The 24,979-nt window shown below is 36.2% G+C and carries 24 protein-coding genes; 18 read left to right on the top strand and 6 right to left on the bottom strand.

Going from position 1 to position 24,979, the window contains the following annotated elements; all coding sequences use genetic code 11:
- Window positions 1-121 precede the first annotated feature (121 nt).
- Together ACINWC743_RS09855 and ACINWC743_RS09850 are read left to right on the top strand one after the other, a co-directional pair.
- On the top strand, window positions 122-613 hold the full coding sequence (locus ACINWC743_RS09855; RefSeq protein WP_009585345.1) for a hypothetical protein: 492 nt from the start codon (window positions 122-124) through the stop codon (window positions 611-613).
- A gap of 547 nt (window positions 614-1,160) precedes the next feature.
- Entirely contained in the window at window positions 1,161-1,763 is a 603-nt protein-coding gene (locus ACINWC743_RS09850; RefSeq protein WP_009585314.1) for a nitroreductase family protein, read from the top strand.
- 67 nt (window positions 1,764-1,830) lie between these two features.
- Here ACINWC743_RS09850 and ACINWC743_RS09845 read toward each other — a convergent pair whose 3' ends face one another.
- Window positions 1,831-3,618: an acyl-CoA dehydrogenase gene (locus ACINWC743_RS09845; RefSeq protein ID WP_009585313.1), complete on the bottom strand. Its 1,788-nt coding sequence runs from the start codon at window positions 3,616-3,618 to the stop codon at window positions 1,831-1,833.
- 126 nt (window positions 3,619-3,744) lie between these two features.
- Here ACINWC743_RS09845 and ACINWC743_RS09840 point away from each other — a divergent pair, with 126 nt between their 5' ends.
- From ACINWC743_RS09840 to ACINWC743_RS24605, 5 genes are all read left to right on the top strand, one after another.
- Entirely contained in the window at window positions 3,745-4,722 is a 978-nt protein-coding gene (locus tag ACINWC743_RS09840) for a GlxA family transcriptional regulator (protein WP_009585297.1), read from the top strand.
- Between the two features lie 293 nt (window positions 4,723-5,015).
- Window positions 5,016-5,453: a DUF2946 domain-containing protein gene (locus ACINWC743_RS09835; RefSeq protein WP_009585349.1), complete on the top strand. Its 438-nt coding sequence runs from the start codon at window positions 5,016-5,018 to the stop codon at window positions 5,451-5,453.
- Window positions 5,454-5,736: 283 nt separating this feature from the next.
- Complete coding sequence (locus tag ACINWC743_RS09825; RefSeq protein ID WP_004830850.1) at window positions 5,737-7,173, top strand: cytochrome ubiquinol oxidase subunit I; 1,437 nt, start codon at window positions 5,737-5,739, stop codon at window positions 7,171-7,173.
- Window positions 7,173-8,177, top strand: coding sequence for a cytochrome d ubiquinol oxidase subunit II (cydB, locus tag ACINWC743_RS09820; RefSeq protein ID WP_004830849.1), 1,005 nt, complete (start codon window positions 7,173-7,175; stop codon window positions 8,175-8,177). The genes ACINWC743_RS09825 and cydB overlap by 1 nt, the downstream gene beginning before the upstream one ends.
- Window positions 8,178-8,278: 101 nt before the next feature.
- On the top strand, window positions 8,279-8,386 hold the full coding sequence (locus ACINWC743_RS24605; RefSeq protein ID WP_085944238.1) for a DUF2474 domain-containing protein: 108 nt from the start codon (window positions 8,279-8,281) through the stop codon (window positions 8,384-8,386).
- 423 nt (window positions 8,387-8,809) lie between these two features.
- Here the strand turns inward: ACINWC743_RS24605 and ACINWC743_RS09815 are convergent, their stop codons facing one another.
- Both ACINWC743_RS09815 and ACINWC743_RS09810 read right to left on the bottom strand, forming a co-directional pair.
- Window positions 8,810-9,571 (bottom strand): DUF805 domain-containing protein, encoded by a 762-nt coding sequence (locus tag ACINWC743_RS09815; protein WP_009585332.1) that lies wholly within the window; start codon window positions 9,569-9,571, stop codon window positions 8,810-8,812.
- Window positions 9,572-9,958: 387 nt separating this feature from the next.
- Window positions 9,959-10,876, bottom strand: a complete 918-nt coding sequence (locus tag ACINWC743_RS09810) for a LysR family transcriptional regulator (protein ID WP_009585340.1) — start codon at window positions 10,874-10,876, stop codon at window positions 9,959-9,961.
- Window positions 10,877-10,983: 107 nt separating this feature from the next.
- Here ACINWC743_RS09810 and ACINWC743_RS09805 point away from each other — a divergent pair, with 107 nt between their 5' ends.
- From ACINWC743_RS09805 to ACINWC743_RS09785, 5 genes are all read left to right on the top strand, one after another.
- Window positions 10,984-12,222 (top strand): acyl-CoA dehydrogenase family protein, encoded by a 1,239-nt coding sequence (locus ACINWC743_RS09805; protein WP_009585334.1) that lies wholly within the window; start codon window positions 10,984-10,986, stop codon window positions 12,220-12,222.
- A 132-nt stretch (window positions 12,223-12,354) separates the two neighbouring features.
- Window positions 12,355-13,476: a phosphotransferase family protein gene (locus tag ACINWC743_RS09800; protein WP_005028897.1), complete on the top strand. Its 1,122-nt coding sequence runs from the start codon at window positions 12,355-12,357 to the stop codon at window positions 13,474-13,476.
- Window positions 13,473-14,171: a histidine phosphatase family protein gene (locus ACINWC743_RS09795; protein WP_009585306.1), complete on the top strand. Its 699-nt coding sequence runs from the start codon at window positions 13,473-13,475 to the stop codon at window positions 14,169-14,171. The genes ACINWC743_RS09800 and ACINWC743_RS09795 overlap by 4 nt, the downstream gene beginning before the upstream one ends.
- 41 nt (window positions 14,172-14,212) lie before the next feature.
- Window positions 14,213-14,956 carry an SDR family oxidoreductase gene (locus tag ACINWC743_RS09790; RefSeq protein WP_009585328.1) on the top strand — a complete coding sequence of 248 codons (744 nt, stop codon included), beginning with the start codon at window positions 14,213-14,215 and terminating at the stop codon, window positions 14,954-14,956.
- Window positions 14,957-15,159: 203 nt separating this feature from the next.
- Entirely contained in the window at window positions 15,160-15,885 is a 726-nt protein-coding gene (locus ACINWC743_RS09785) for an SGNH/GDSL hydrolase family protein (RefSeq protein WP_009585311.1), read from the top strand.
- Between the two features lie 13 nt (window positions 15,886-15,898).
- On the opposite strand, the gene ACINWC743_RS09780 is transcribed toward ACINWC743_RS09785, so the two are convergent.
- Window positions 15,899-16,249: a hypothetical protein gene (locus ACINWC743_RS09780; protein WP_009585301.1), complete on the bottom strand. Its 351-nt coding sequence runs from the start codon at window positions 16,247-16,249 to the stop codon at window positions 15,899-15,901.
- 331 nt (window positions 16,250-16,580) lie between these two features.
- Between ACINWC743_RS09780 and ACINWC743_RS09775 the strand changes: the two genes are divergently transcribed.
- The 3 genes from ACINWC743_RS09775 to ACINWC743_RS09765 all read left to right on the top strand — a co-directional run bounded on the left by ACINWC743_RS09775 (window position 16,581) and on the right by ACINWC743_RS09765 (window position 18,538).
- Window positions 16,581-17,282, top strand: coding sequence for a hypothetical protein (locus ACINWC743_RS09775; protein WP_035300883.1), 702 nt, complete (start codon window positions 16,581-16,583; stop codon window positions 17,280-17,282).
- Window positions 17,283-17,381: 99 nt separating this feature from the next.
- Complete coding sequence (locus tag ACINWC743_RS09770) at window positions 17,382-17,885, top strand: hypothetical protein (RefSeq protein WP_009585358.1); 504 nt, start codon at window positions 17,382-17,384, stop codon at window positions 17,883-17,885.
- A 62-nt stretch (window positions 17,886-17,947) separates the two neighbouring features.
- Window positions 17,948-18,538, top strand: coding sequence for a uracil-DNA glycosylase family protein (locus ACINWC743_RS09765; protein ID WP_009585325.1), 591 nt, complete (start codon window positions 17,948-17,950; stop codon window positions 18,536-18,538).
- Window positions 18,539-18,722: 184 nt separating this feature from the next.
- On the opposite strand, the gene ACINWC743_RS09760 is transcribed toward ACINWC743_RS09765, so the two are convergent.
- Window positions 18,723-19,586 carry a DMT family transporter gene (locus ACINWC743_RS09760; protein ID WP_004830818.1) on the bottom strand — a complete coding sequence of 288 codons (864 nt, stop codon included), beginning with the start codon at window positions 19,584-19,586 and terminating at the stop codon, window positions 18,723-18,725.
- Between the two features lie 156 nt (window positions 19,587-19,742).
- Here ACINWC743_RS09760 and ACINWC743_RS09755 point away from each other — a divergent pair, with 156 nt between their 5' ends.
- Both ACINWC743_RS09755 and ACINWC743_RS09750 read left to right on the top strand, forming a co-directional pair.
- A complete protein-coding gene (locus ACINWC743_RS09755) occupies window positions 19,743-21,143 on the top strand; it encodes a PLP-dependent aminotransferase family protein (RefSeq protein ID WP_009585316.1) in 1,401 nt (466 codons plus the stop codon).
- Between the two features lie 200 nt (window positions 21,144-21,343).
- Window positions 21,344-21,994 carry a class I SAM-dependent methyltransferase gene (locus ACINWC743_RS09750; protein ID WP_009585335.1) on the top strand — a complete coding sequence of 217 codons (651 nt, stop codon included), beginning with the start codon at window positions 21,344-21,346 and terminating at the stop codon, window positions 21,992-21,994.
- A gap of 53 nt (window positions 21,995-22,047) precedes the next feature.
- Here ACINWC743_RS09750 and ACINWC743_RS09745 read toward each other — a convergent pair whose 3' ends face one another.
- Window positions 22,048-23,526 (bottom strand): phospholipase D family protein, encoded by a 1,479-nt coding sequence (locus tag ACINWC743_RS09745; RefSeq protein ID WP_009585299.1) that lies wholly within the window; start codon window positions 23,524-23,526, stop codon window positions 22,048-22,050.
- 190 nt (window positions 23,527-23,716) lie between these two features.
- On the opposite strand from ACINWC743_RS09745, the gene ACINWC743_RS09740 reads away from it, so the two are divergent.
- On the top strand, window positions 23,717-24,826 hold the full coding sequence (locus tag ACINWC743_RS09740) for an S-(hydroxymethyl)glutathione dehydrogenase/class III alcohol dehydrogenase (RefSeq protein WP_005028868.1): 1,110 nt from the start codon (window positions 23,717-23,719) through the stop codon (window positions 24,824-24,826).
- The last annotated feature ends 153 nt before the right edge of the window (window positions 24,827-24,979 follow it).

The following is a 24,979-nucleotide window of genomic DNA, read 5'->3' as shown; positions in this document are numbered from 1 at the left end:
AATTAGAATTGAATATACTGTTATAATTGTGAGATTGCATTTTTTGCTGTTCTTTACTTATTTGTATTTTATATTTTATGAATAAATCATTTGAAACAGTGTCTTAACTAAGGATTTTTTAATGTTGTCTATTTATTTAACAGATGCCCAGAAACATGTTCAGTTTAAAGATTATCCTGGTGAACATCCTGTTAAATTTATTTTAAATTTCAAAAAGATTTTTCCTAGTGTGATGGAAATTTTACTTCCTGTACTCCCAGAAGATGAAGATCTAGAAAAAATGACATGGGAATCGACCAGTGAAGACTTTGAAACCTTTAAAAAACTATTGACAGGTTGGGGCGTGATCGAACTACGATTACAGGCAATCAGTCAATATAAAACCAAGAATTTTGCTGATCAACTGCTTAAACAAGCACAAGCCAAGCGTAAAGAATTTGCCAAACAACAGCAGCAATTATCTACGGTTGAGCTAGATTATTTATTTATGCATGAAACACATGCCTTGATTGATGCTGAGTTGGTTGATCTTGGTGAAAAATTTTATTTGCCGACATTACGTGAGCTTTGGAAAAACACTGTATCTGCAAAGGTATTAAATGCACATTTTTAATTAAATCTCGAAAGTACATCATCGTTCACAAGGGCAGTCATTACTGTTCTTGTTGAACTTATAACGGTGTCATTTCAGGGTCTGATTATATTAAGTGGCTATAATGAATAGATAATAAAAAATAGAATAAAGATTGAACTGAGTAGACCCATTAAATTTAAGACTTTCATTTATAACTCATTGATTTTTTAAAGCAGTATAAAAGCTTAGAACTTTTGATTGCAGAAGATTATAAGGACGCTATTCAAAAATAAGATACTTATGTGTAATAAAGATGAAAAATTGTATAAATAGCAAACATGTTGTTCTGATAAAAATCAAATGGATCCATTAAGAAAACATTGGTGTGTGATCGAAGAGTAGTTAATGTTGATGATTTGTTTTTATTCAAAGTTTATATTGAAATCAGATATTCTTAAGCCACTTATTTATGTTGTAATACTTCAGATTTTATCAATTCATTGAAATTAATGATTTTTTAAAATATCTTCACAATATTTTTAGTGCTATCGGATTTTCCCGAGGATATATCCAAGGATTTTAATTCATGTCGAATGTTTTTTTAGATTTAATTCATAAACGCCGTACCATTTATGCGATTGGACGTCATGTCAATCAATCTCCAGAATATCTTTCTGATCTCATTCAACAAGCAATCAAACAAAGTCCATCGTCTTTTAACTCGCAATCTTCTCGAGCGGTGATTTTGTTTAATGCTGAACATGAAAAATTTTGGAATTTTGTCAAAGCCCAACTCAAAACTTATGCTAAAGATGAAGCAAGTGCATTAAAAACTGAAGTAAAAATGGATAGTTTTATTGCAGGGTTTGGAACAGTATTATTCTTTGAAGACCAAGATGTCGTGAAAGATTTGCAAGCGCAATTTCCTTCTTATGCCGATAACTTTCCAGTATGGGCAGAACATTCTACCGCGATTGCACAGTTTGCAACATGGACCGCTTTAAATAGTGATGGCTTAGGTGCTTCTTTACAACATTATAATCCTATTGTAGATGAGCAAGTTCATGCTGAATGGGATATTCCTAAAAATTGGAAACTTCGTGCGCAGTTGGTGTTTGGTTCAATTGAAGCTGATGCGTCAGAAAAAACATATATGGATGATGCTGTGCGTTTTAAAGTGTTTAAATAACTTAAATACCTATTAAAAAAGCACCTTAACTTTGCAGTTAAGGTGCTTTCATTGAACTGTTTTGAATTTAAAACCACTCATTTTGCATCATTGAACATGTCTCATCGAAGCTGATTAGAAGTTTGGCTTGATGTTCAATTTCAGGAAGTTCCCACATTATAAAATAACGTGCTGCTTGAATTTTTCCAGCTAAAAAATCTATATCCTCTTGATGCGTTGATTCTTTAAACGCTTTTACTGCTTTATTGACCATCTCAAGCCATAACCAAGCAACCAGTAACTTTCCAAACATATCGAGATAGAGTGCTGAGTTGGCAAGGGCTTGTTTGGTTTTGCCTTGTCTAAGTGCAGCGCCGAGTATATTGGTGGTTTTTTCAATCGTGGCTAAATGCTTACAGAATATAGTAGCAATTTCGCGGGTAGCATCATCACTGACTTCATCAAGCGTTTGATGAATACGTTGCAACAGTAATTTTAAGCCTTGTTGATCATGTTGCCATAGTTTACGCCCCAATAAGTCCAAGGACTGAATGCCATAGGTACCTTCATGAATCGGATTGAGGCGATTATCACGGTAGCATTGCTCGACAGGATAGTCTTTTGTATATCCAGCACCGCCAAGCACTTGTATTGCTAAATCATTGGCTTTTGGACCATAGGCGGAGGAGAATGACTTCACGACTGGTGTAATCAAGTCTAAAAGAATCGCACTGTCTGTATTGTCCGCTGCCTGATGTTCATCAATCAAACGTGCAGCAAATAAGCATAAAGCCAATCCTCCTTCTACATAAGATTTTTGTGCCAATAACATTCGTTTTACATCACTATGCTCAATAATATTGACAGGTTTGCTGGATGGGTCCTTTTCCTCAGCCAATCGACCTTGAGGTCGATTTTTTGCATAGTTCAAAGATTCTAAATAGCCACGATAACCAATCATCGCTGCACCCAGACCTACACCAACGCGTGCTTCATTCATCATTTTGAACATGTATTTTAAGCCATCACCAGCTTGTCCAATAAGATAACCTTGGCATTGATCATTTTCACCAAAGCTAAGCACAGTCGAAGTTGTCCCTCTATAGCCCATTTTATGTAATAAACCACTCAAATGGACATCATTCGATTCTGCTACAGAACCATCTAAATGTGTTTTAAACTTTGGCACAATAAACAGTGAAATTCCTTTAACGCCTTGCGGCGCACCTTGAATTCTTGCTAAAACCAAATGAACAATATTTTCAGTAATATCTTGATCACCACCAGAAATAAACATTTTCTGACCTTTGATCAGATAGTTACCATCTGCTTGCGGAATCGCTTTGGTGGTCAAATCACCCAATGAAGAACCGACATTTGGTTCCGTGAGTGCCATTGTTCCAGCAAATCGACCATCAAACATTGCGGGTAAAAAGATTTGTTTGTGTTGAGGTGCAGCAAAGGCTTGAATCAGGTTTGCTGCGGCAGCAGTGAGAAATGGATATGCTGCTGTAGAAGGGTTGGCGGACATAAAAAATGAATGACATGCCATATGTATTAGAGTGGGAAGTTGCATCCCACCATGCTCATAATCATGCTGCGCGGACAATAAACCTGAAGCAGCATATTGTTGCCATGCAATTTTAACTTCAGGAATTGTTTTGACATTCGCGCCATCAAAAATAGGCTCATTTTGATCGGCTTTGGCATTATGCGGGACAAAATAGTCTGTTGCGATACCTTGTGCTGTATTTAATATGCTGTCAAAGGTGGTTTTATCATGTTCTTTGTAGCGGTTTAATTCAGTTAACTGTTCTGCTTCGAAAACTTGATAGAGCAAAAAGTTGAGATCTTTAGCATGAATCAATGACGACATAAAAATTCCTTTTTAAATACTTTTATTTTGAAACGAGCTTAATCAAAAAATATCAACATAAGACTTGTCAAAAATGACATCATCAGTGCTATAAATGACATTATTATTCTTACAGTATTTTTAGTCATGATTAAAATCACCGTGGTTGGGTTTGATGGTGCTTTGGCTTCAGCTTTGACCTGTATTGTTGATTTATTTTCAATGACTGGAGCCAGTTGGAATCGTATTCAGAACCAAGATGTTCAGAGACTCTTTCAAGTCCAAATTGCCAGTTTAAACGGAGATGCTATTCAATGTATAAACGGTATACAGATTCAGACTGACATCGCCTTTCATGCGGTTCAAGCTACGGATGTCATCGTTGTTCCGACGATAGGGGCTTCTATTGAACAGATTGTTAGCCAACAGCAAGGAGTAATAGACTTTATTCGATATGCAAACCAACAACAGTGGATGATTGTCGGTATGTGTACGGGTAATTTCTTTTTAGCAGAGGCTGGGATTTTAGATCAACGTCTAGCTACAACACATTGGGGCTTTAAAGATTTATTTGATCGCCGTTATCCAAATGTTAATTTAAAGACTGAGCAATTAATTACTCGCTCTGAACATATTTATTGTGCTGGTGGAGGATTGGCATGGTTTGATATGGGCTTGCATTTGATTGAACATTTTTATGGTTTTGAAATTGCGATTCAAACAGCGAAGTCTTTTGTGATTGATTATCGTCGTAGTAGTCAACTGTCTTATTCAATTCTACAAATTTCTAATCTTCATCATGATGAATTGGTGCAGCGTATACAACAATGGATAGAAGTTAATTTTGCAGAGCCGATCAGCATCGCTTTTTTAGCACAGCAGTTTAATGTGACTTTGAGGACCTTGATTCGCCGTTTTAAAACAGCTTTAGGTGTACCACCGAATAGTTATATTCAGGCGATTCGTATTGAAGCCGCGCAAAAGCGTTTAGAGGAAACAGAACAATCCATTGACATGATTATGCAAAGTGTTGGTTATCTTGATCCAAGTTCCTTTAGACGATTATTTAGAAAGAAGACAGGATTGACACCACTGGAGTATCGCCGTCGTTTTAGCCGTTGCTAAAATCTGCTTTATAGGAAGTCTTACTATTATTTATCCAATGTAGTTTATAAATTGATCAATGTATCTATTCGAGTGATGATTTATATAGAAAATCTAAATGAAAAAAAGTGCAAAGTATTACTAAAATAGTGCTAAAGAAGCTTTGAATAACAAAATAAATGTACTATAGTAATATAAGAAAAGTTGAGTAATGTGCTTGGTTTTTATTCAGTCATTATTGACCACAGATTAAGAATGACTGCATCAAGTGACATTTTCCTTTTTCGTATCTCTGTCAATATGAGCAATCAATTGTGTTAAGACGCAGTGGTTTGTTGCTAGCATTTGCAACAGTATTTTTACAGCTTGCGGTTTTTTTACAGCCGCTCTTGCCTGAACAATATCAAATTGCTCCGGTCTGTGAAGACATCACTCAATTTTTGTTACGTCCAACACATGCACATAGTCATCATGAGCAAGAATCCAGCTTTATTCATCACTATTTACACTTAGATCAAACACAACAGGCAACATCTTCAGGTCATGATCATCATGATATGAACCATCAATGCCAATATTGTGTGGTCTATGGTAATTTGGTGATGCCACCTGAAATTGGCGTAAAAGAAATATTGGTGCGTATACAAATACGCTTGTTGGCTTATGTTGAAGCCTTCCAACATGTCTATTTTGAATTACAGCGTTTATTTCTTATTCCTCAAGGGCGAGCCCCACCGATACGCTATACATAAACATATTCTTCCATCCATTGTTTTGAAATGTTTAATTTTAAGCATGTAAAACAATCGGATGCTATTTCGAATTTATGATGTAGAGAATCACCATGATGTATTCAATTTTCCTCAAATGGCAGGAAACGATCCCTTGCATGCAATTTTTAGGGTTAATCGTTCAGAATGAAAACATAAAGCAACAGACTATGGCTAAATTTCAGGCGTATGCTGATCTGGCAAAACAAAAAATATTGCGAGAAGCATTCAATACTCAACCTTTATCTATGCATAAGGTGATGTCATGAATTTAGGATTAACAGCTTTAGAATTGGCACGTATACAGTTTGCCTTTACAGTGTCTTTTCATATTATTTTCCCTGCAATTTCAATCGGATTGGCAAGTTTCTTGGCTGTTTTAGAATGGCGTTGGCTCAAGACAAAAAATCCTGTATACCAAGATTTATTTAAATTTTGGGTGAAAATTTTCGCTGTGGCTTTTGGGATGGGCGTCGTATCAGGCGTTGTCATGAGCTATCAGTTTGGAACCAACTGGAGTGAGTTTTCCCGTGTTGCAGGTTCTGTCACAGGTCCTTTATTGGCTTATGAGGTGCTCAGTGCATTTTTCCTTGAAGCTGGTTTTCTTGGAATCATGTTGTTTGGTTGGGGACGTGTAGGTCCACGGGCGCATTTTTTTGCAACTGCAATGGTTGCGGTGGGTACCTGTATTTCAATGTTTTGGATTTTATCCTCAAACAGTTGGATGCAAACGCCACAAGGTTTCACGATTGAAAATGGCATTATCGTTCCACAAGATTGGTTCGCCATTGTCTTTAATCCTTCATTTCCATATCGCTTAGCACATATGGCAGCTGCCGCATTCCTAGTTTCAGCATTGTTGGTTGCTGCGACCGCTGCATGGCATTTACTCAAAGGTCGCCGTGATGCTTTGGTCAAAACCTCTTTTTCTATGGCAATGTGGATGATTTTAATCCTTGCGCCATTGCAAGTTTTAATCGGTGATAACCATGGTCTAAATACCTTGAAGCATCAACCTGCTAAACTTGCGGCGATTGAAGGACATTGGGAAACCAATAAAGGTGAAGGTATGCCTTTATATTTATTCGGGATTCCTGATATGCAGGCTGAAGAAACTAAATATGCAGTCGGTATTCCAAATTTGGGTAGTCTGATCATGACCCATACGATGGATGGTGAAGTCAAAGGCTTAAAAGAATTCGCACCTGAAGACCGTCCTAATTCGACCATCGTGTTTTGGAGCTTCCGAATCATGGTTGGGCTAGGGATGCTGATGATTTTACTTGCAGCATTTGCTTTGTTCTTACGCAAGGGCGGTAAGCTATACGAAAACAAATGGCTACATCGTTTTGCTTTTGTGATGGGACCATCGGGTTTTATTGCCTTGCTTGCAGGTTGGTTCACCACTGAAGTTGGTCGTCAGCCGTGGGTTGTGTATGGCGTGATGCGCACGAAAGATGCTTTATCACCTGTATCTGCTGAACAAGTCGGTCTAACACTGATTATTTTTGTAGTGGTTTACTGTGTTGTTTTTGGAATTGGCATCTACTATATGTTGAAACTGATGCATAAAGGTCCGCAATTTATTTATTCAACACCTGAAGGTCAAGCACATAGTGAAGAAGCTGTAATTCTTGCATCGAAACGACCACTGACCAGTGTAGATGAAAGTGTTGATTCAAACGAACAGGAGCCTAAATAATGATTGATTTATCTCTGATTTGGATTGTCATTATTGCCATTGGTGTATTTATTTATGTGGTTCTGGATGGTTTTGATTTGGGTATTGGAATTCTGTTCCCATTTTTCAAGGATCAACAAGAACGTGATGTGATGATGAATACGGTTGCCCCTGTCTGGGATGGTAATGAAACATGGATGGTTTTGGGTGGGGCGGGTTTATATGCTGCATTCCCGATGGTCTATGCCACAGTATTATCCGCACTTTATATGCCAATTATCTTGATGGTGGTGGCTTTAATTTTCCGTGGCGTGGCTTTCGAATTTCGTTTCAAAGCCAATAGAACCAAACATTTATGGGACAAGGCTTTCATCGGTGGCTCAATTCTTGCCAGTTTTTTCCAAGGTATGATTTTAGGTGCCTATATTCAAGGGATTAAAGTTGAAAATCATATGTATGCAGGTGGTGGATTAGATTGGTTGACGCCGTTCACGATTTTTACTGGGTTTGGTGTGGTTGTACTGTATGCTGCTTTGGGTTGCGCATGGTTGATTTTTAAAACTGAGCTTGATTTGCAACATCGTATGTATCAACTCATGCCGAAGTTAGTGATTGCATTATTACTCATTTTTGGCGCTGTCAGTATTTATACACCAATGGCACATCCTGAAATTGCCGCACGTTGGTTTAGTCAGCCTCAATTGATGTATTTCAGCCCTGTACCAATTTTGGTGGTGATCTTTACTGTTCTGATTTTACGTGCATGTAAACAACATAATGAACTCAGCCCTTTTATCTACACCTTAGCTTTGGTATTCCTTGCTTATACTGGATTTATCATCAGTCTATGGCCCTATGTTATTCCGCCATCTATCACGATTTGGGATGCTGCAGCGCCACAAAGCAGTCAATTGTTTGCCTTAATTGGTGCTTTAATCTTAATCCCCATTATTTTGATCTATACCGGGCTTTCATATTGGGTGTTTAGAGACAAAGTGCGTATTGGGGATGAGGGTTATCACTGATTCATGCAGTAAACCTTTTAGAAGATAGAAGAGTCAGCGATTTAAATTGATCGTTGGGTTGATTGAAACCAGATACATTGTCAGTAGCGAGGTCGTGAATTTTGAAACTTTCTCAAACACAGTGGTTTATTTTGTTATGGCTTGGTGGTTTTTTAACGTTAGCTATCATTGCAGGTTTTTTTAGAATGTTGATTCAATGGGCATATTAAATTTTAATTTTTAGAACAAATGAAAATGAGGAATTTATTCCTCATTTTTTATTTAAATCAATAGATCTTTTTCATATCGTTAAGCCATTGAAAAACTCATAGCGTAAATTATAATTTCTATTGATCAATAAAATCTATGCAGTAAAGCTATTGTTGAATGATATGAACTTTCCATTGCCACGCTTTATATCTAAAGTTTAAATAGATTTGCGTAGGTGATGTATCACTCATGCGCTACAAACCAATCAATGCTTTGTTCTTTTTGTTTAGATAAATGATGACAAATTTTTTCGTTGAGTAAGACGCCGTGAAAATCAAGCTAAATTTTCTTTAATTAACCAATCTGAAAAATTGAAATAATGATTATGATTGCTCAATAAAAAAGAGGTCTTGATTAGACCTCTTTTAAATACTCAGGAAGCATTATCTTTGATTGACTTCTTGTGTGTTGGAATGAGTATCTTCATTTTCAGTTTGATTTGCTGCTTCAGTGCTTTGTTCAGAATCATGTGCTGATTGTTCGATCTCATCACTTGTTTGTTCGAGCTCTTGAGCTGCTTGCGCAAGTTCTTGTTCTAAGTTAGACGTATCATGCTCAGTCATTTCCATACTATCCATGCTTTGTGGCATGCTGCCTTGCATTGAAATCATCCATACTGCAATCGAACCATATGCCACAATAAAAATAGCTAAGAAAACAGCATATAAGCTACCGAGTAACTTTTCTGTTTGTTCGGTTTGTCGTTGCGGACCATAGTTATTATTGCCCTCAGTACCTTTGGCGCACATCACATATATACCAAAGAAAATATTCACAAGAGGAATTAAAAATAATAACCATAGCCAGCCGCTTTTATTTAAGTCATGGATACGTCGGATCGCGATACAAATATTGACTACGGTAAAAGCAATAACCACAACAACAGCGAGGAAAATAACAAAATAGCCTAAGCCAGATTGCAATAAAGCAGCTGGATTCTGACTTCCTGTTTGCATGAGCGCGACAACAGCGATACCAGCAATAATAAACAGTACACATGTGTAGAGCATACTGATAATAAATAACCAAGCAAGATAAGACAGGCGACCAAAACGCCCTTTAGGTGAAAATGGGTTATCTTTATTGGGGGTAAACGAAGCAGGGTGGAGTTGAGACATTGAAGTCTGCGTTTCAAGAGGATTCATAAGTTTCCTATACGTTGTTTTTATTAAGAATGTTTAAATTTTCGGCGCTATTTTAGTCAAAAACAAAAATATAAACAAGGGTAAATAAGCAATGCCAATCATATTGATCTAAATAGCCTAAGCATTTTAGATATAATATTAATCGTATTAAACTGGATAAACGACTAAAAATACTTAGTTTTTAATCTGGCGAATTCAAATTAATTAAAGATGCACATTCTCAACAATAAATTTTGATGTGAGCAAACAACTCAACATCCATGAATGATTTAAATTTATGTTAAGGACCAAAAATAATGGAATAACTAAAATGAACGAGATCATGACTTAATGAGTATGGGCTAAGTCTTAATGATGTTTATATAAAATTTTCATTACTAAAATAGCCTAAGCAAAAATTTTAAAAATTTCATCTCTTAAAAAAGTATGTCTAGAATTTTCACTTAAAGCTTGATGCCAATATATACCCATATTTAAAACAGGTAAATCAACTGGAATATCAAAAATATGAATACAATCTTCAATATTCAGATGCGACAAAATCTGTTTTGGAATTGTTAAAATCGCTTCAGGATATTGTGCTAAAACTTGCAATGCAGTTGAGTAATGCTGACAGCGTAAAAAGATTTGTCGATTATACTGTTCTTTATTCAAATATATATCTTCCAAGAGCACACCTGTACGGCGTGAAGACACTCCAATATGCGGTGATGAAAAATAAAGCTTACGATTCATTTGCTTATGTTGGCTACACATCACAAACTGATCTTGAACTAAGTTTTGATAATTAATTTTTTCACCATAGTTTTGTTCTAAATCAATCACAAAATCAACTTGCTGTGTAGCCAAATCTACAACAACATTTTTACGATCTAATTTCGTACTTAAAAATTGGATGTTTAAGTTCAATTTTTGAAAATGTTGAAATAAGCGGGGCAAAATTATCGGTTCAATTTCATCATGTACAGCAACCCTCAGTGTTTGTATTGAATTAGGATCAAATATTTGTTTTTGTTTAGAAATATCTTGAAAAGAAAATAATGCATTCTGCACAGTGGGATAGATCTGTTCAGCAAAAGGTGTAGGTAACATTTTACTGCCCACGCGTACAAATAAATCATCTTGCAAATGTTGCCGTAATCTTTGTAAGGCATGACTTGCAGCGGATTGTGTAATAAACAAGACTTTTGCGGCTTTAGAAATACTTTTCTGCTCATAGATGGCGATAAAAAGTGGATATAAATTAATATCAACATGATTGAAAATTGATAGGTCTAGATGCGTATTATTATGAATCATATTCATAGTCTGATATTGAATTAAATCATTTGGTTCATAATAAATTTTCAGCTAATGTAAAGTAAAGATCGTTATCCAAATATTGATCAAAAGATTTTACAGGGAGATAAAAAATGTTTGAGCTTTCAGCACGTGCAAAAGAATATATCGAACGAACCAAGGCGTTTATTGAAAATGAAATTGAACCTGTAGAAACTGAATTTTGGAATGAAGTTCATCACCTTAACCAAGGCAGTGACTGGACAACGTGGCAATGGCCAGCACAATTAGAAGTTCTTAAAAATAAAGCAAAAAAAGCAGGGCTTTGGAACATGTTTCTGCCAGATCCTGAACTAGGGGCAGGCTTGTCAGTGCAGGAATATGCCCATATTGCTGAACTGTCTGGACGTAGTTTACTTGCACCAACAGTATTTAATTGTAATGCTCCAGATAGTGGCAATATGGAAGTGCTTTGGCGCTATGGTTCAGAGCAGCAAAAACAACAATGGCTTCAACCTCTATTAGAAGGCAAAATTCGTTCAGTATTTTGTATGACAGAACCTGCTGTTGCTTCCTCTGATGCAACCAATATGCAGGCAACAGCTGTGGTGGATGGAGATGAAATTGTCTTAAATGGTCGTAAATGGTGGTCTTCAGGTTTAGGCGATCCGAATGCCAAAATTATTATCTTTATGGCGCATACGCCTGATGTAAATAAAGACCGTCATCATCAACACTCAATGGTTCTGGTCCCAGTAGATACACAAGGTGTAAAGATAGAACGTATGTTACCTGTATTTGGTGACTATGATGCACCACATGGTCACGGTGAAATTAGTTTCAATAATGTCCGTGTGCCTGTGAGTCATTTTATTGGCGGAGCGGGACAAGGTTTCGAAATTGCACAAGGTCGTTTAGGTCCTGGTCGTATTCATCATTGTATGCGTTGTATTGGCGCTGCAGAAAAATCCCTTGAATTAATGATTGATCGAGGTATGAGCCGCAGTGCTTTTGGTAAAGAAATTTTGAAGCTGGGTGGAAATTTAGAACGTGTTGCAGAAGCGCGAGTAGCGATTGATCAAGCTCGGCTATTAACGTTGTACGCAGCCTACAAAATGGATACTCAAGGTAATATGGCAGCACTTACTGAAATTTCTGCAATTAAAGTGGTTGCTCCCTCAGTCCTTGAAAAAGTGGTGGACATGGCGATCCAAATTCATGGGGGAATGGGCGTTTCTCGCGATACCCCTTTAACTGGCTTTTTTGCACAAGCACGAAGCTTACGTTTAGCAGATGGACCTGATGAAGTTCATAAAGGAATGATTGCAAAATTAGAATTAAAAAAACGAGGATATGCTTCAAAGAAAAAGTAACAGTTTAATGATTGAATGCTGACTGTTTTATCTTAAAGATGTTATACATAAAACGGTCAGTATATAAAATCAAACTTAGCTTACGGTTCAAAGTTTTTTTGATTTAAAACAGAAAAAATTCAGGGAAAAAGCATGTCAGTTATTGATGTTGGTGGAAAAGTACGTGAAGGTGAAGAACTTGACATTCGTGCAGTTGGCAATTGGTTGATCGAGAATGGCTCTGAAATTATCGGTCCAGTCGAAGTTACGCAGTATTCTGGTGGTGCTTCGAATTGGACCTATCGCTTAAAATATAGCAATGCAGATTTAATTTTGCGTCGTCCACCTAAAGGAACAAAAGCGAAATCTGCACATGATATGGCACGTGAGTATCATGTACAGAAATGGCTTGCAGCTTATTACCCAGTCTTGCCTGAAATGGTTGCACTTTGCCAAGATGAATCAGTAATTGGATGCGATTTCTATGTGATGAAACGCATTGAAGGAATCATTCCTCGTGCCAAACTTCCGCCTGAACTTGATTTTAATGAACAACAGGTTCGAGAGCTATGTATCAATGTTCTTGATAAGCTGATTGAATTACATCAAGTTCCTTTTAAAGGTACTGAGTTGGAAAAGCTGGGTAAAGGTGATGGTTACTGTCGTCGTCAGGTTGAAGGGTGGGATGGACGTTATGAAAAAGCACATACCATCAATGTACCAAGCTTTAAATTTGTTCGTAAGTGGTTAAATGAAAATATCCCTGCTGATTCGACCAGTTGTGTGATTCATAATGATTGGCGTTTTGATAATGTCATTCTTGACCCTCAGCATCCGACACAGGTGATTGGTGTACTGGATTGGGAAATGGCTACCATTGGCGATCCTCTTATGGACTTAGGTTCTGCATTGGCATATTGGGTTGAAGATACAGACAATCAAATCTTTAAGTCTACTCGCAGACAACCCACTCACCTTAAAGGTATGTTTAGCCGAAAGGAAGTGGTTGAATATTATTTAGAAAAAACAGGTCTAAAACCCGAAAATTGGGCTTTCTATGAAGTCTTTGGTATTTTCCGTTTAGCAGTCATTGCACAGCAAATTTACTATCGTTATTACCATAAGCAAACGGATAATCCAGCATTTAAAGATTTTTGGATTGTGATCCATGCTTTACATATTCGTGCTTTAAAGTTGATTGGTATGCAGAAAATTGAAGCCAATGAAGTTGCACAGAAATATATTGAAAAGTTTAAGGAAATTTTAGGGAAATGACCACAATCTATTTGGTACGTCACGGGCAAGCATCATTTGGCGCTGAAAGTTACGATAAACTCTCCCCAAATGGTGAATTACAGGCAAAGGTATTGGGTCAATATTTCGATAAAATTTTGAAAGAAGTGCCTTATGTGATTGCAGGCTCTATGCAAAGGCATCAACAAACAGCGCATTTTGCTTTAGCTGAAAGTTTTCCAGATGTTACCGTTGTCACTGACTACAATTGGAATGAGTTTAATCATCAACAGGTTTTTGCTCAATATGACCCGCGTTTTAATGAACCTCATTTGCTTAAACAAGATGTGGCTAAAGAAAAAAGTCCTCGTGCTTATTTAGCCAAGATTTTTGAAGGGGCAATCAATCGTTGGACGGGTGGTGAATATCATCATGAATATGACGAATCCTGGCCAGATTTTAAGAATCGAGTCGAAGGTGCATTGCAAAATCTATGTGATGATTTAGCCAAAACCAAACCTCGTTATGCAATTGTTTTTACCTCTGGTGGAGTAATATCAGTTGTTGCGGGCAAACTTTTGGAATTGAATCCAAACAAAACATTCGCACTCAATTGGGCAATTGCCAATACCAGCCTGACGACATTACGTTTGGTCGGGAACGAACCGCAATTGCTCAGTTTAAATGAACATCATTTTATTAAGGTTGAAGATCCACAGTTATTGACATGGATTTAAGACCACACTGAGAAATATAAAAATTATTCAAGGAATTTATCATGGCAAAAACGATTTTAATTACTGGCGCAAGTTCAGGAATCGGTGCAGGAATGGCACGGGAATTTGCACAAAAAGGCTATAATTTAGCAATCTGCGCACGGCGTTTAGAAAGACTTGACAGTTTAAAGCAGGAATTGGAATCAAAATATGGCGTCAAAGTCATCACGAAAGTCTTGGACGTGACCAATTATCAACAGGTATTCCAAGTCTTTCGTGAGTTTAAACAAGACTTTGGAAGCTTAGACCGAATCATTGTCAATGCTGGTGTTGGTGAAGGACGACGTATTGGAAATGGCAAGTTTGAAATTAACCGAGCGACTGTTGAAACTAATTTTATTTCAGCTTTGGCACAGTGTGAGGCAGCAGTCGAGATTTTTCGTGAACAGAAATTCGGGCATTTGGTGGTGATTTCTTCAATGAGCGCTCTCCGCGGCATGCCTAAACACTTGACTGCTTATGGTGCCAGCAAAGCAGGAGTGGCTGCCTTGGCAGAAGGCATTCGTGCTGAATTAATTGATACCCAAATCAAAGTCTCTACGATTTTTCCAGGTTATATTCGTACTGAAATCAACGAAGGTGCAAAAAAACTACCTTTTGAAGTCGATGTGGAAACAGGCTCACATTTATTGGTTAAAGCGATTGAGAAACAACCTGTTAAAGCTTATGTTCCACAATGGCCGTGGTTACCTATAGGACTCGCAATGAAAGTATTACCATTAAAATTGGTGAATAAATTAGGTTGATTCATTTTACTTTTAAACTGTGATTAGCATTTATTACTCAAAAGACCCATTAGGGTCTTTTGAGTTTATCGTTAAAAGAAAACTAGTATTCATCTGAACTGGACTACTTTAATTTACTTTTAAACCTATGCAAGAACTAAGACAGCATAAATTGCCTTTGGCGATGATGGATATTCAATCTATTGAATTTTATGGGTATTGTTATGTTTTTGAAATTTTCAACATTTGTACTGGTGCCTGCTTTACTTATTCAGGGTTATCGAGTCAAGAAAAACACACCAAGATTACCTGAAGCTCAAGGGCTGCGAAGTGGTGTTTTGGGTACTGGTCAAGCTTTATCGATTTTGATTTTAGGCGATTCTGCCGCAGCAGGTGTTGGTGTTGAAAATCAGCAACAAGCATTATTGGGTTCAATTTTAAAGGAAGTTTGTACAAATTTCGAAGTGACTTATCGACTTGAAGCTAAAACAAGGGATACCACTTTGCAAGTTTTGCAGAGAACCAAGCAATTACCAAACCAACAATTTGATGTTGTGATTACATCTGTTGGCGTCAATGATGTGACAAAACTACGTTCCCCGAAAAAATGGATACAACAGCAAAAACAGTTTTATGCCACCATTGAGTCCAAATTTACACCACAATTGATTTTGGTCACTGGTGTACCGCCAATGAATTTATTTCCAGCTTTGCCAAATCCATTGGCGTGGTTGTTTGGAAAATACTCAAGCAAGATGAATGAAAAATTAGCCCAATTTATTGAAAATAATAAAAATTACCAGTTGATTCATTTTGATTTAGCCCATTTTAAAGCCTTAAATTTGCAAATGGCGAGTGATGGATTTCATCCAAGTCAAGACATCTATCAACTTTGGGCAAAAGAGATTTCACAGCGTATTTTTAGCAAATTTAAATCAATGATTGATTAAAAAATCAAAAATATTAAGGGCATTGAATATTTTCTTTTTCCTTGTAATAACTCAAAGCGATGTCCAAATCGGATAGCAATTTGGCTTGTGTGTAATTTTCTGGATTCAATTTGAGTAAACTCGGCATATAATTTGTTTTGTATTCCTTAGGATAATCTACACATACGATTCTTTTTTTATCATCTAATGTGGTATTTGGATCATCCAACTGATCAAGATATTTACTAATCATTTCATCTGATTGTTCAAATTGTGCAGTCACCGTAGGACGATCTGTTTGCTTAGACATATTTTGATCAGGCTCTTTGCTACAAGCGGAAAGAACGAAGATCATCAATAATGTGGTAATGAGTTTACTGTTCATAATAGATTGATTTTTAATGTGAATAAGAAATTATTGATAAATATTCAGTTAACTAGTCTTTCGACAATTCTTTAAAAACTTAACTATTAAATAATTTACCAATTTGTGCAATGATTTTTATTACCATAACTTGAAAAAGTTACAAATTCAAGTTTTTTGACTATATTATTGGAAATTTCATATTATGAGGACATGACGAGCTAAATTGATTTGATTTATTTGAGGTTAAATTTCACTCAAAAGCATCATTCGTGAAGAAATTTCTAAGCAAAAGTTTATTTTTGAGTTAATTATGCGTATGGTATTCCCCAAAAGACAGAGGGGATATTTCATGAAAAAATTAATGATGATTGCTATAACAACTTTAGCATCAAGTCTTACCTTTGCAGAAAATTTACAATGCGAAAAAAGCTATGAAATTTTTAAGCAGCAAGGTGATAAAGAAATTGAAATCTTAAAAAATGGCACACTTGATGACATCATTCATTATTATGATCAGATTGAATATGATCGTAAACTAAAGCCAAATCATCAAGGACAAACCTTTTCATCTGGTGAGTGGATCAGTGATGCTAAATATAGAGAAGATGTAAAAATTCAACAGGATTTAGCTAAAGATGATTCTTATAAAAATATTGATTTTTCATTGCTAAAACCAAAGTTAAACTATATCTCTAGCGTTGGGGAAGTTTGTGTGGTTCCAATGCGATCGCAAGATGAAATGTTTAAAAAAAATATGCAGACCCAAGCAGATGTTATCTTTGTTCGTGATCTTAAAACCAATGACTGGAGAAGATTTATTTATCTAGGGATTGAAGATAAAAAGGATTTTAATGAATTTTTTCCAGATTTCCCAAAGAATATAAAATTATCTAAGACATTGATCAATAATCAAGATTTTGCTGAAAGTGCTTCTGAATTTGCATTGTTAATGTTAGAAGAAATGGGTGCTGAAATTACGCCTGAACTAAAAGAAGCGGTAGAAGCTCAATCAGAGCCTTTCAAAGTTAAGTTAAAAGCGAATGGTTATTGAGCTTTATTGTATATTTTGTATTTAAACCACCTACGGGTGGTTTTATCGGATAACTATAACAATTGATAAAGTTGCTTTATTTAACAAAGATAGATACATATGAGATTGTTTTTACTCCTAATTGCACTACTGTTAAGTGTAAATGTTTATGCTGGTGCCGATGGTTCAAAAACGGAATTTGAGTCAATAGAGGCTCTTGAAGCTTTATTATTAAATGCGGGTATTATCAACCAAGATTATAAAATTGTAGATAATCAGGCTTTTGATGACTATCTGCGTCAAGTATTTTTAAAACAAGCCAATCAAGATCTACCTTATAGGATCAATAAATATGTTGAATTAAAGAAGATTCGAATAGAAGGGCGAAATTTGATTACTTATATTGAAATTGATGATGATTCAATACAGTTTATCCCTAGGTTTCACTCTGATGAAATCCAATCTACGCTTAAATGGGGTGCTTGTAACGATGACATAGGTTCAAGTCGCGTTTTTAAACAGGCAGAAGGATTCAAAGTAATTCAAATTTTGGGGAGTAAGCAGGATCCTGAATTGTTTAAATTTGAGATGTTTTTAAAGCAATGTGATGACGTATATAATTAGGGGCTGAGCAAGTAATAATGTTAAAATCACAGCAGAATCCTTAAATTATTTCTTATTTATAAATGTCTGAATTAACAATAGAAACCCATCCACTTAAACCTTTTCTACCTTCAAATGCAAAGCTATTGATGCTCGGTAGCTTTCCACCGCCAAAAGAACGTTGGAAAATGGATTTTTACTATCCGAACTATCAAAATGATATGTGGCGGATTTTTGGTTTGATTTTTTTTGAGAATAAAGATCACTTTTTAGATTTGCCCAACAAAAACTTTAAAGAAGCTGTGATCCGCAGTTTTTTAATGGAAAAAGGCATTGCAATTTTTGATACAGCTTATCAAGTTATTCGTTTAAAAGGCAATGCTTCGGATAAGTTCCTACAGATCGAAACACCAACAGATTTATCTCAACTTTTGGAAAATATTCCTGAATGTAAAAGTATTATGACCACAGGCGATAAAGCAACAGATACTTTGATGTTATCAATGCCTGAAGGAACTGAAAAACCTCAGATCGGACAATCTTCAAAAGCACGATACTTAGAAAGAGAATTAAATTTATACCGAATGCCGTCTTCATCAAGAGCTTATCCTTTAGCGTTGGACAAAAAAGCTGAAGCATATAAATGCTTATTTAAAGAAATAGGCTTACTTTAAGAAAGTATAATAGGTTAATTTTAAAATCAATATTTAGAGTATGGATTATTCTGCAAGGCTTATAAACAATCTAATTCTTAAATGGAATTGATCAAAACGCTTATCAATTACCCATGATAAACATAAGTTTTAAGTCGATTGAGGAAAATCAATCGACTTAAACACTAATAAAAAAGTAAAATAGTTACGCGAATTTTTTTGCCATCGCTACACACAATACTACAGCAAAACAAACCAAAACCATTGCCAAGCTTACATGTTCACCCAATAAAAAGGCTGAGAGTATTAGCCCAATAAATGGTTGTACCAGTTGAATTTGACCCACTGATGCAATTCCACCAAGAGCTAAGCCTTTGTACCAAAATATAAAGCCGATTAGCATACTGAATAGTGAAACATAGATTAATCCAAGTGTTTCTGACCAATGAATATTCTCAAAACTTTGTGGCAAATAATAAAAGCTTCCAATAAGCATTAAAGGTAAAGATACCACCAAAGCCCAGCATATGACTTGCCATCCTCCCAGTTCTCTAGAGAGTTTTCCACCTTCAGCATAGCCCAATCCACATACAATAATGGATGCAAGCATATATAGATCACCTAAACTGAAGCTTAGATTGCGATTCTCATAAAACATAAAGCCAATCACAATGGCACTTCCCAACAGCGCAAATAGCCAGAATTGTAATGCAGGTTTTTCATTGCCTCGTAATACTGCAAATATTGCGGTCGATAGGGGGAGTAATCCAACAAAAACGATGGCATGTGCTGAAGATACGGTTTGTAATGCCAGTGCTGTAAATAATGGAAATCCAATCACTACCCCGCAAGCAACAATCATTAAAGATTTAAATTGAGCAAAATTGGGTTTGGTTTGACGTAAAAGTAACAGACAGAGCAAGCCAATTATTCCTGCAATCGCTGCACGGGCTGTGGTAAGAAATTCTGGGCTAAATCCCATCACTGCGACTCGTGTTGCAGGTAGCGAACCTGCAAATATTGCAACGCCAATAAAACCATTAATCCAACCGAGATTTGTTTTATCCATGATAAATCACTCAATAAATTTATACTGATTAAATGCCGATTTATTGAATAAACACATATACAGTCCAATACAATTTTAAATAACTGTTATGGAAGTAAAAGCAGTACAATGAGGGATATTTAGCTTTGAGTGTTGATGGGTTAGGGGAAAATTTTTGTGAAAAAAACTAAAATAGAACAAACGATTCAACTCATTAACAACCAAATTTCAAATAAAAGTTTAATTGCAGGTTCCCGTTTGCCTTCTGTAAGGCAACTTGCCAAACAATTACACTGTTCGGTTTCCACCATCGTGGAAGCGTATGCAAGACTGATTGCGGAAGGTGTTTTAGAGTCACGAGTAGGTTCTGGTTATTACGTACGAGGTAAATCAGAGCCAATGCCTGTTATAGAGGCTGAAATGCATTATCAGCGTGAAATTGACCCTCTATGGATTTCAAGGCAATCACTTGAAGCAAAAAATGAGGTGCTTAAACCAGGATGTGGCTGGTTGCCAATCAGTTGGATGCCAGAGCAAACCATACGTAAAGCTTTAAAAACAGCTGCAAAATCAGAAGCCGTAATGCTCATTGATTATGCAACACCCCATGGTCATATTGAATTGCGAAAACTGATTGCGCGAAAGAAAGAGCAATATCAAATAAAATTTCAACTTAATCAAATTCTTATTACTGACTCAGCTACACAGTCAATTGATCTAATTTTTCGACACTTACTGGTCGCAGGGGATGTGATTTTAATTGATGATCCTTGTTATTTTAATTTTCGTGCACTCATCAAGGCACATCACCTTCAAGCTATTTCAATTCCTTTTACCGAAAATGGACCAGATCTAGCAAAATTTGAGCAAGCGCTAAGCTTAAAACCAAAAATTTATCTGACAAATTCTGGAATCCACAACCCAACAGGTGCGACAATTTCATTACAAACTGTTTATCAAATTTCAAAACTGGTTGAACAAACAGACTTAATGATTATTGAAGACGAAATTTTTGCTGATTTTGAATGTATTCCAGCACCCCGTTATGCATCTTTAGCAGGTTTTCAGCATGTCATTCAAATAGGAAGTTTTACTAAAACACTTTCAGCAGCCGTTCGTTGTGGTTATATCATCGCTGATCCTAAACTTATAGATGATTTGATTGATCTAAGAATCGCGACAAATTTCAGTCCGAGCCATTTAAATGCTGAAATCATTTATCAAGCATTGATGGATAGTAGTTATCCTCGACACCTAGATTGGTTAAAGAAACAATTACTAAAATTGAGCAATGAAACAATTCAAAAGTTAAAGACATTGGGAATAAAACCATGGGTTATTCCAACAGCAGGAATTTTTTTATGGTGTACTTTACCTCAAGGTGTGCAAGCTGCCGAGTTGAGTAAACTGTGTTTAAAGCATGGTCTAATTTTGGCACCCGGAAATTCCTTTAGCCAAGCAGAACAAAGTGAACAATTCATGCGGTTTAATGTGGCACAATGTATTGATAAAAAGGTTTTTGATATTTTACAGACCGCTATTCAACAGCTACAAAACAGTTCAATAGAGAATTCTTGATACAATATACGATGTAATGAATATGTTGAATTTATAGCAATCAAAAAAGTAGTTTTGCAGTAAAACGATATATTCTAAAAATCATCAAAAATATTTTTGGATAAGAACAATTACAAACTTTTATCGAATCATTTTCCCTATCGTTTAAAAATATGCCTAAATAACACGCAATTGCTGATTGTTTTTACGGAAAAAGGACAATGAATATTCAGGATGTACCTAGTCCAATTGATTTAAGAAATCCACAAGATGCGTTGCAATGGGCTGAAGAAGTGAATCAGAAACGACCATGGCGATATGAGTTTTTTGATTATTATGTCAATCTTATTCAGAACTTATACAAAGAAAAGCAATTTAAAGATCAAGATGAGTCAAGCTTTTGTGTGCTGGAAATTGGTTCAGGTCCGGGTTTCTTTGCAAAGCATTTGTTGAGTCAGTGTCCAGATATTTTCTATACCGCTTTAGACTTTTCAGAACCTATGCATGAGCTTTCTAAAAGTAAGCTATCATCTGATGAGTTAGCTAGAGCAGAATATGTGATTCAGGATTTTAAGCAAGATGATTGGAATGATTCATTGGGTAAATTTGATGCAGTGATTATCCATCAAGCTTTACATGAATTACGCCATAAAGAATATGCAAGTCAGTTTCATCAACAAATTAAAAAACTATTAAAGTATGATGCAATTTATTTAGTTTGTGATCATATTTTTGCCGAAGAGGCAATGCAGAACAATGAGCTGTATATGTCCAAACATGAGCATTTTCAATGTATAAAACAGGCTGGATATACAGATATTGAATTAGTCAAAGAGATTAATGGGCTTTGTTTATTTGAATGCTATTTGTAAAATCCACAAAGATAGATATCTTGATTGGTACTGAATATGTCATTACATTAAACTTACATCATCCACTCAAGAGGAAGGTAGGACACACTATACATCATAAATCTTTGGAATCTTGTCGTTTCAGGGTCCACATGATGTTTGATTACTTTACCATCGCCTTGGTAGTCCAGCCAAATCAGTTCCCCTTGAGAATTCAATTGGAGCTCATAGGCAACAGTCAGTAAGGTTCGATCTAATAGATCAGAAATTTGTTCTTGTAAAGGATCTGACTTGAGTACAAGACCCACCTCAGTGTTGATGTTGAATGATCGAGGGTCTAAGTTAAAAGAACCAATAAAGACTTTGTCATCGATATTGATAAATTTCGCATGTAGACTGGACTTATTCTTACCCTTTTTAGGAATAATGTTGCCTGTAACCACCTCATACCATGTACGGCGTTTCCGTTCTATATAAGGTTTAAATTCATAGAGTTTGGCGCCATTTTTTAATAGATCAACGCGATATTTTTGATAAAAAGCGTGTACCAAAGCCACATCATTTGCGACAAAAGAATTGGTTAAAATTCTGACATTGACATTTTGCTTTGGAAATTGACTGATAAAATCTGATCCATTTTGCGTCGGAACAAAATATGCAGCAATCAAATCCATTTCTTGTTTTGGATCACCCAAATGTTGATGAATTTGATGAGAAATCAATTCATTGCCTTGTGCTTTTCCCAGACTTTTCTTTGGTGAATCTGCTAAGAAATCAGCATAAGCCCAATTGATTTTGTTTTGATTCAGCTCATTGGCTAGTTCTTTCTGTTCTAAATTTACTTTTTCATCTGTAGAGTGCTCAGCTTGTTCAAGTTTTTCAAAACTTTTTCTTAAATCAATTAAATCCTGTGTGGAGCCTTTTGAAATAAATTGCTCAATTGGATAGCTCAGCTCAAAATTCCAAAATTCAGTAAAGACTTCGTTGGCACGATTAACGGATTGACCAAAAAACAACACATCCATATCTGTAAATTGAAAAGATTCACTGGCATCAAAATATTCACTGCTGATATTTCGTCCGCCAGTCACGGCAATAGCACCATCAGCAATAATCAATTTATTGTGCATACGATGATTAATTCGTTGCGCTCTAAATATATAGTCCATCACGCGAAAATGTCTGAACTTATAGGGATTGTAGAGTTTGATTGAGATATTGGGATGAGTCAGTAGTGCGCTTAATTGTCGATCTATTTTGGTTCCATTTTGATCATCAATCAATAATCGGACTTTTACACCACGATCAGCTGCCTTGAGTAATTCATGGAGCATGAGATTACCAATAAAATCATCAGCCCAAATATAGTATTGTAAATCAAGTGTATATTTTGCTTTTCGAATTAAATGTATGCGCGAAGCAATGCTTTGAAAGGCATCATTCATCGCAAGATATGCAGTCAAACCTTGCGTTAGCATTTTTTTTGCTTGTGGTTCTGTGATCCAATGATCTTGATATACCTGACTCTGTTGTTCTTGTTGTGATTGATTCATAGGAAGACGACATCCAGTAATTGAAAAAGCCAGCATAATGAAGACGAAGGAGGTCTTTGAATTATTCATTTTTACAATGAGTACTTAGATTTTACTAAATCATATCATCAAGTTAATGGTTGAATCTGTAAAGTAAAAAAGGTTACTGTAGTCCAACTGTTAAAAAACCAAACCAAAAGGAAATTTAGCGATGAAATCACGTGCTGCGGTTGCATTTGGTCCAGGGCAACCTTTAAAAATAGTGGAAATAGATGTCGCTCCACCACAAAAAGGCGAAGTCTTGGTGAAAATCACGCATACTGGCGTATGTCATACAGATGCTTTTACTTTATCTGGTGATGATCCAGAAGGTATTTTTCCAGCTGTATTAGGGCATGAAGGCGCAGGGATTGTGATTGAAGTTGGTGAAGGTGTGACTTCGGTAAAACCGGGCGATCACGTGATTCCATTATATACTGCAGAATGTGGTGAATGCTTATTCTGTAAATCTGGTAAAACTAACTTATGTACATCGGTTCGTGCGACTCAAGGTAAAGGTGTGATGCCTGATGGAACGACACGTTTTTCATATAATGGCGAGCCGATTTATCATTATATGGGATGCTCAACTTTCAGTGAATATACGGTAGTTGCAGAAGTGTCCTTAGCTAAAATCAACCCAGAGGCAAATCCTGAACAGGTTTGTTTATTGGGTTGTGGTGTAACAACAGGCATTGGCGCAGTACACAACACTGCAAAAGTGCAGCCAGGTGATTCCGTTGCTGTGTTTGGTTTAGGTGGTATTGGTCTTGCTGTTGTTCAAGGCGCTCGTCAAGCAAAAGCTGGGCGTATTATCGTGGTGGATACCAACCCTGAAAAATTCAAACTGGCTGAAGAGTTTGGTGCAACAGACTTTGTTAATCCTAAAGATTATGACAGACCTATCCAAGAGGTGATTGTTGAAATGACCGGATGGGGAGTAGACCACTCTTTTGAATGTATTGGCAATGTCAATGTTATGCGTTCTGCACTAGAGTGCGCACATCGTGGTTGGGGACAATCTGTAATTATTGGTGTTGCGGGTGCAGGTCAAGAAATTTCTACTCGTCCGTTCCAATTGGTGACTGGGCGTACATGGAAAGGTACTGCGTTCGGTGGCGTCAAAGGGCGTAGCCAATTGCCAGGTATGGTTGAAGATGCAATGAAAGGTGATATTCAACTTGCACCATTTGTCACACATACAATGGGCTTGGAAAATATCAATGAAGCATTTGATTTAATGCATGAAGGAAAATCAATTCGCACCGTAATTAACTTCTAAAAGCCCAATATTGGTTTAGAATTTAAACAACCAGTAATGCATCATGTATTACTGGTTTTTATTTGCATGATAAATGTATGAGTTTTATATAAAAATATTCTAAGCTTATCATTTTTTGTTATGTTATGGCTTTAATTCAAAAAATTCAGAGTG

Origin of the sequence: Acinetobacter sp. WC-743 (assembly GCF_000335555.1) — a bacterium.
Taxonomy (GTDB): Bacteria; Pseudomonadota; Gammaproteobacteria; order Pseudomonadales; family Moraxellaceae; genus Acinetobacter; species Acinetobacter bereziniae.
Note: the sequence above shows the minus strand (reverse complement) of the source record. Positions and strands in the feature narration are given on the sequence as shown.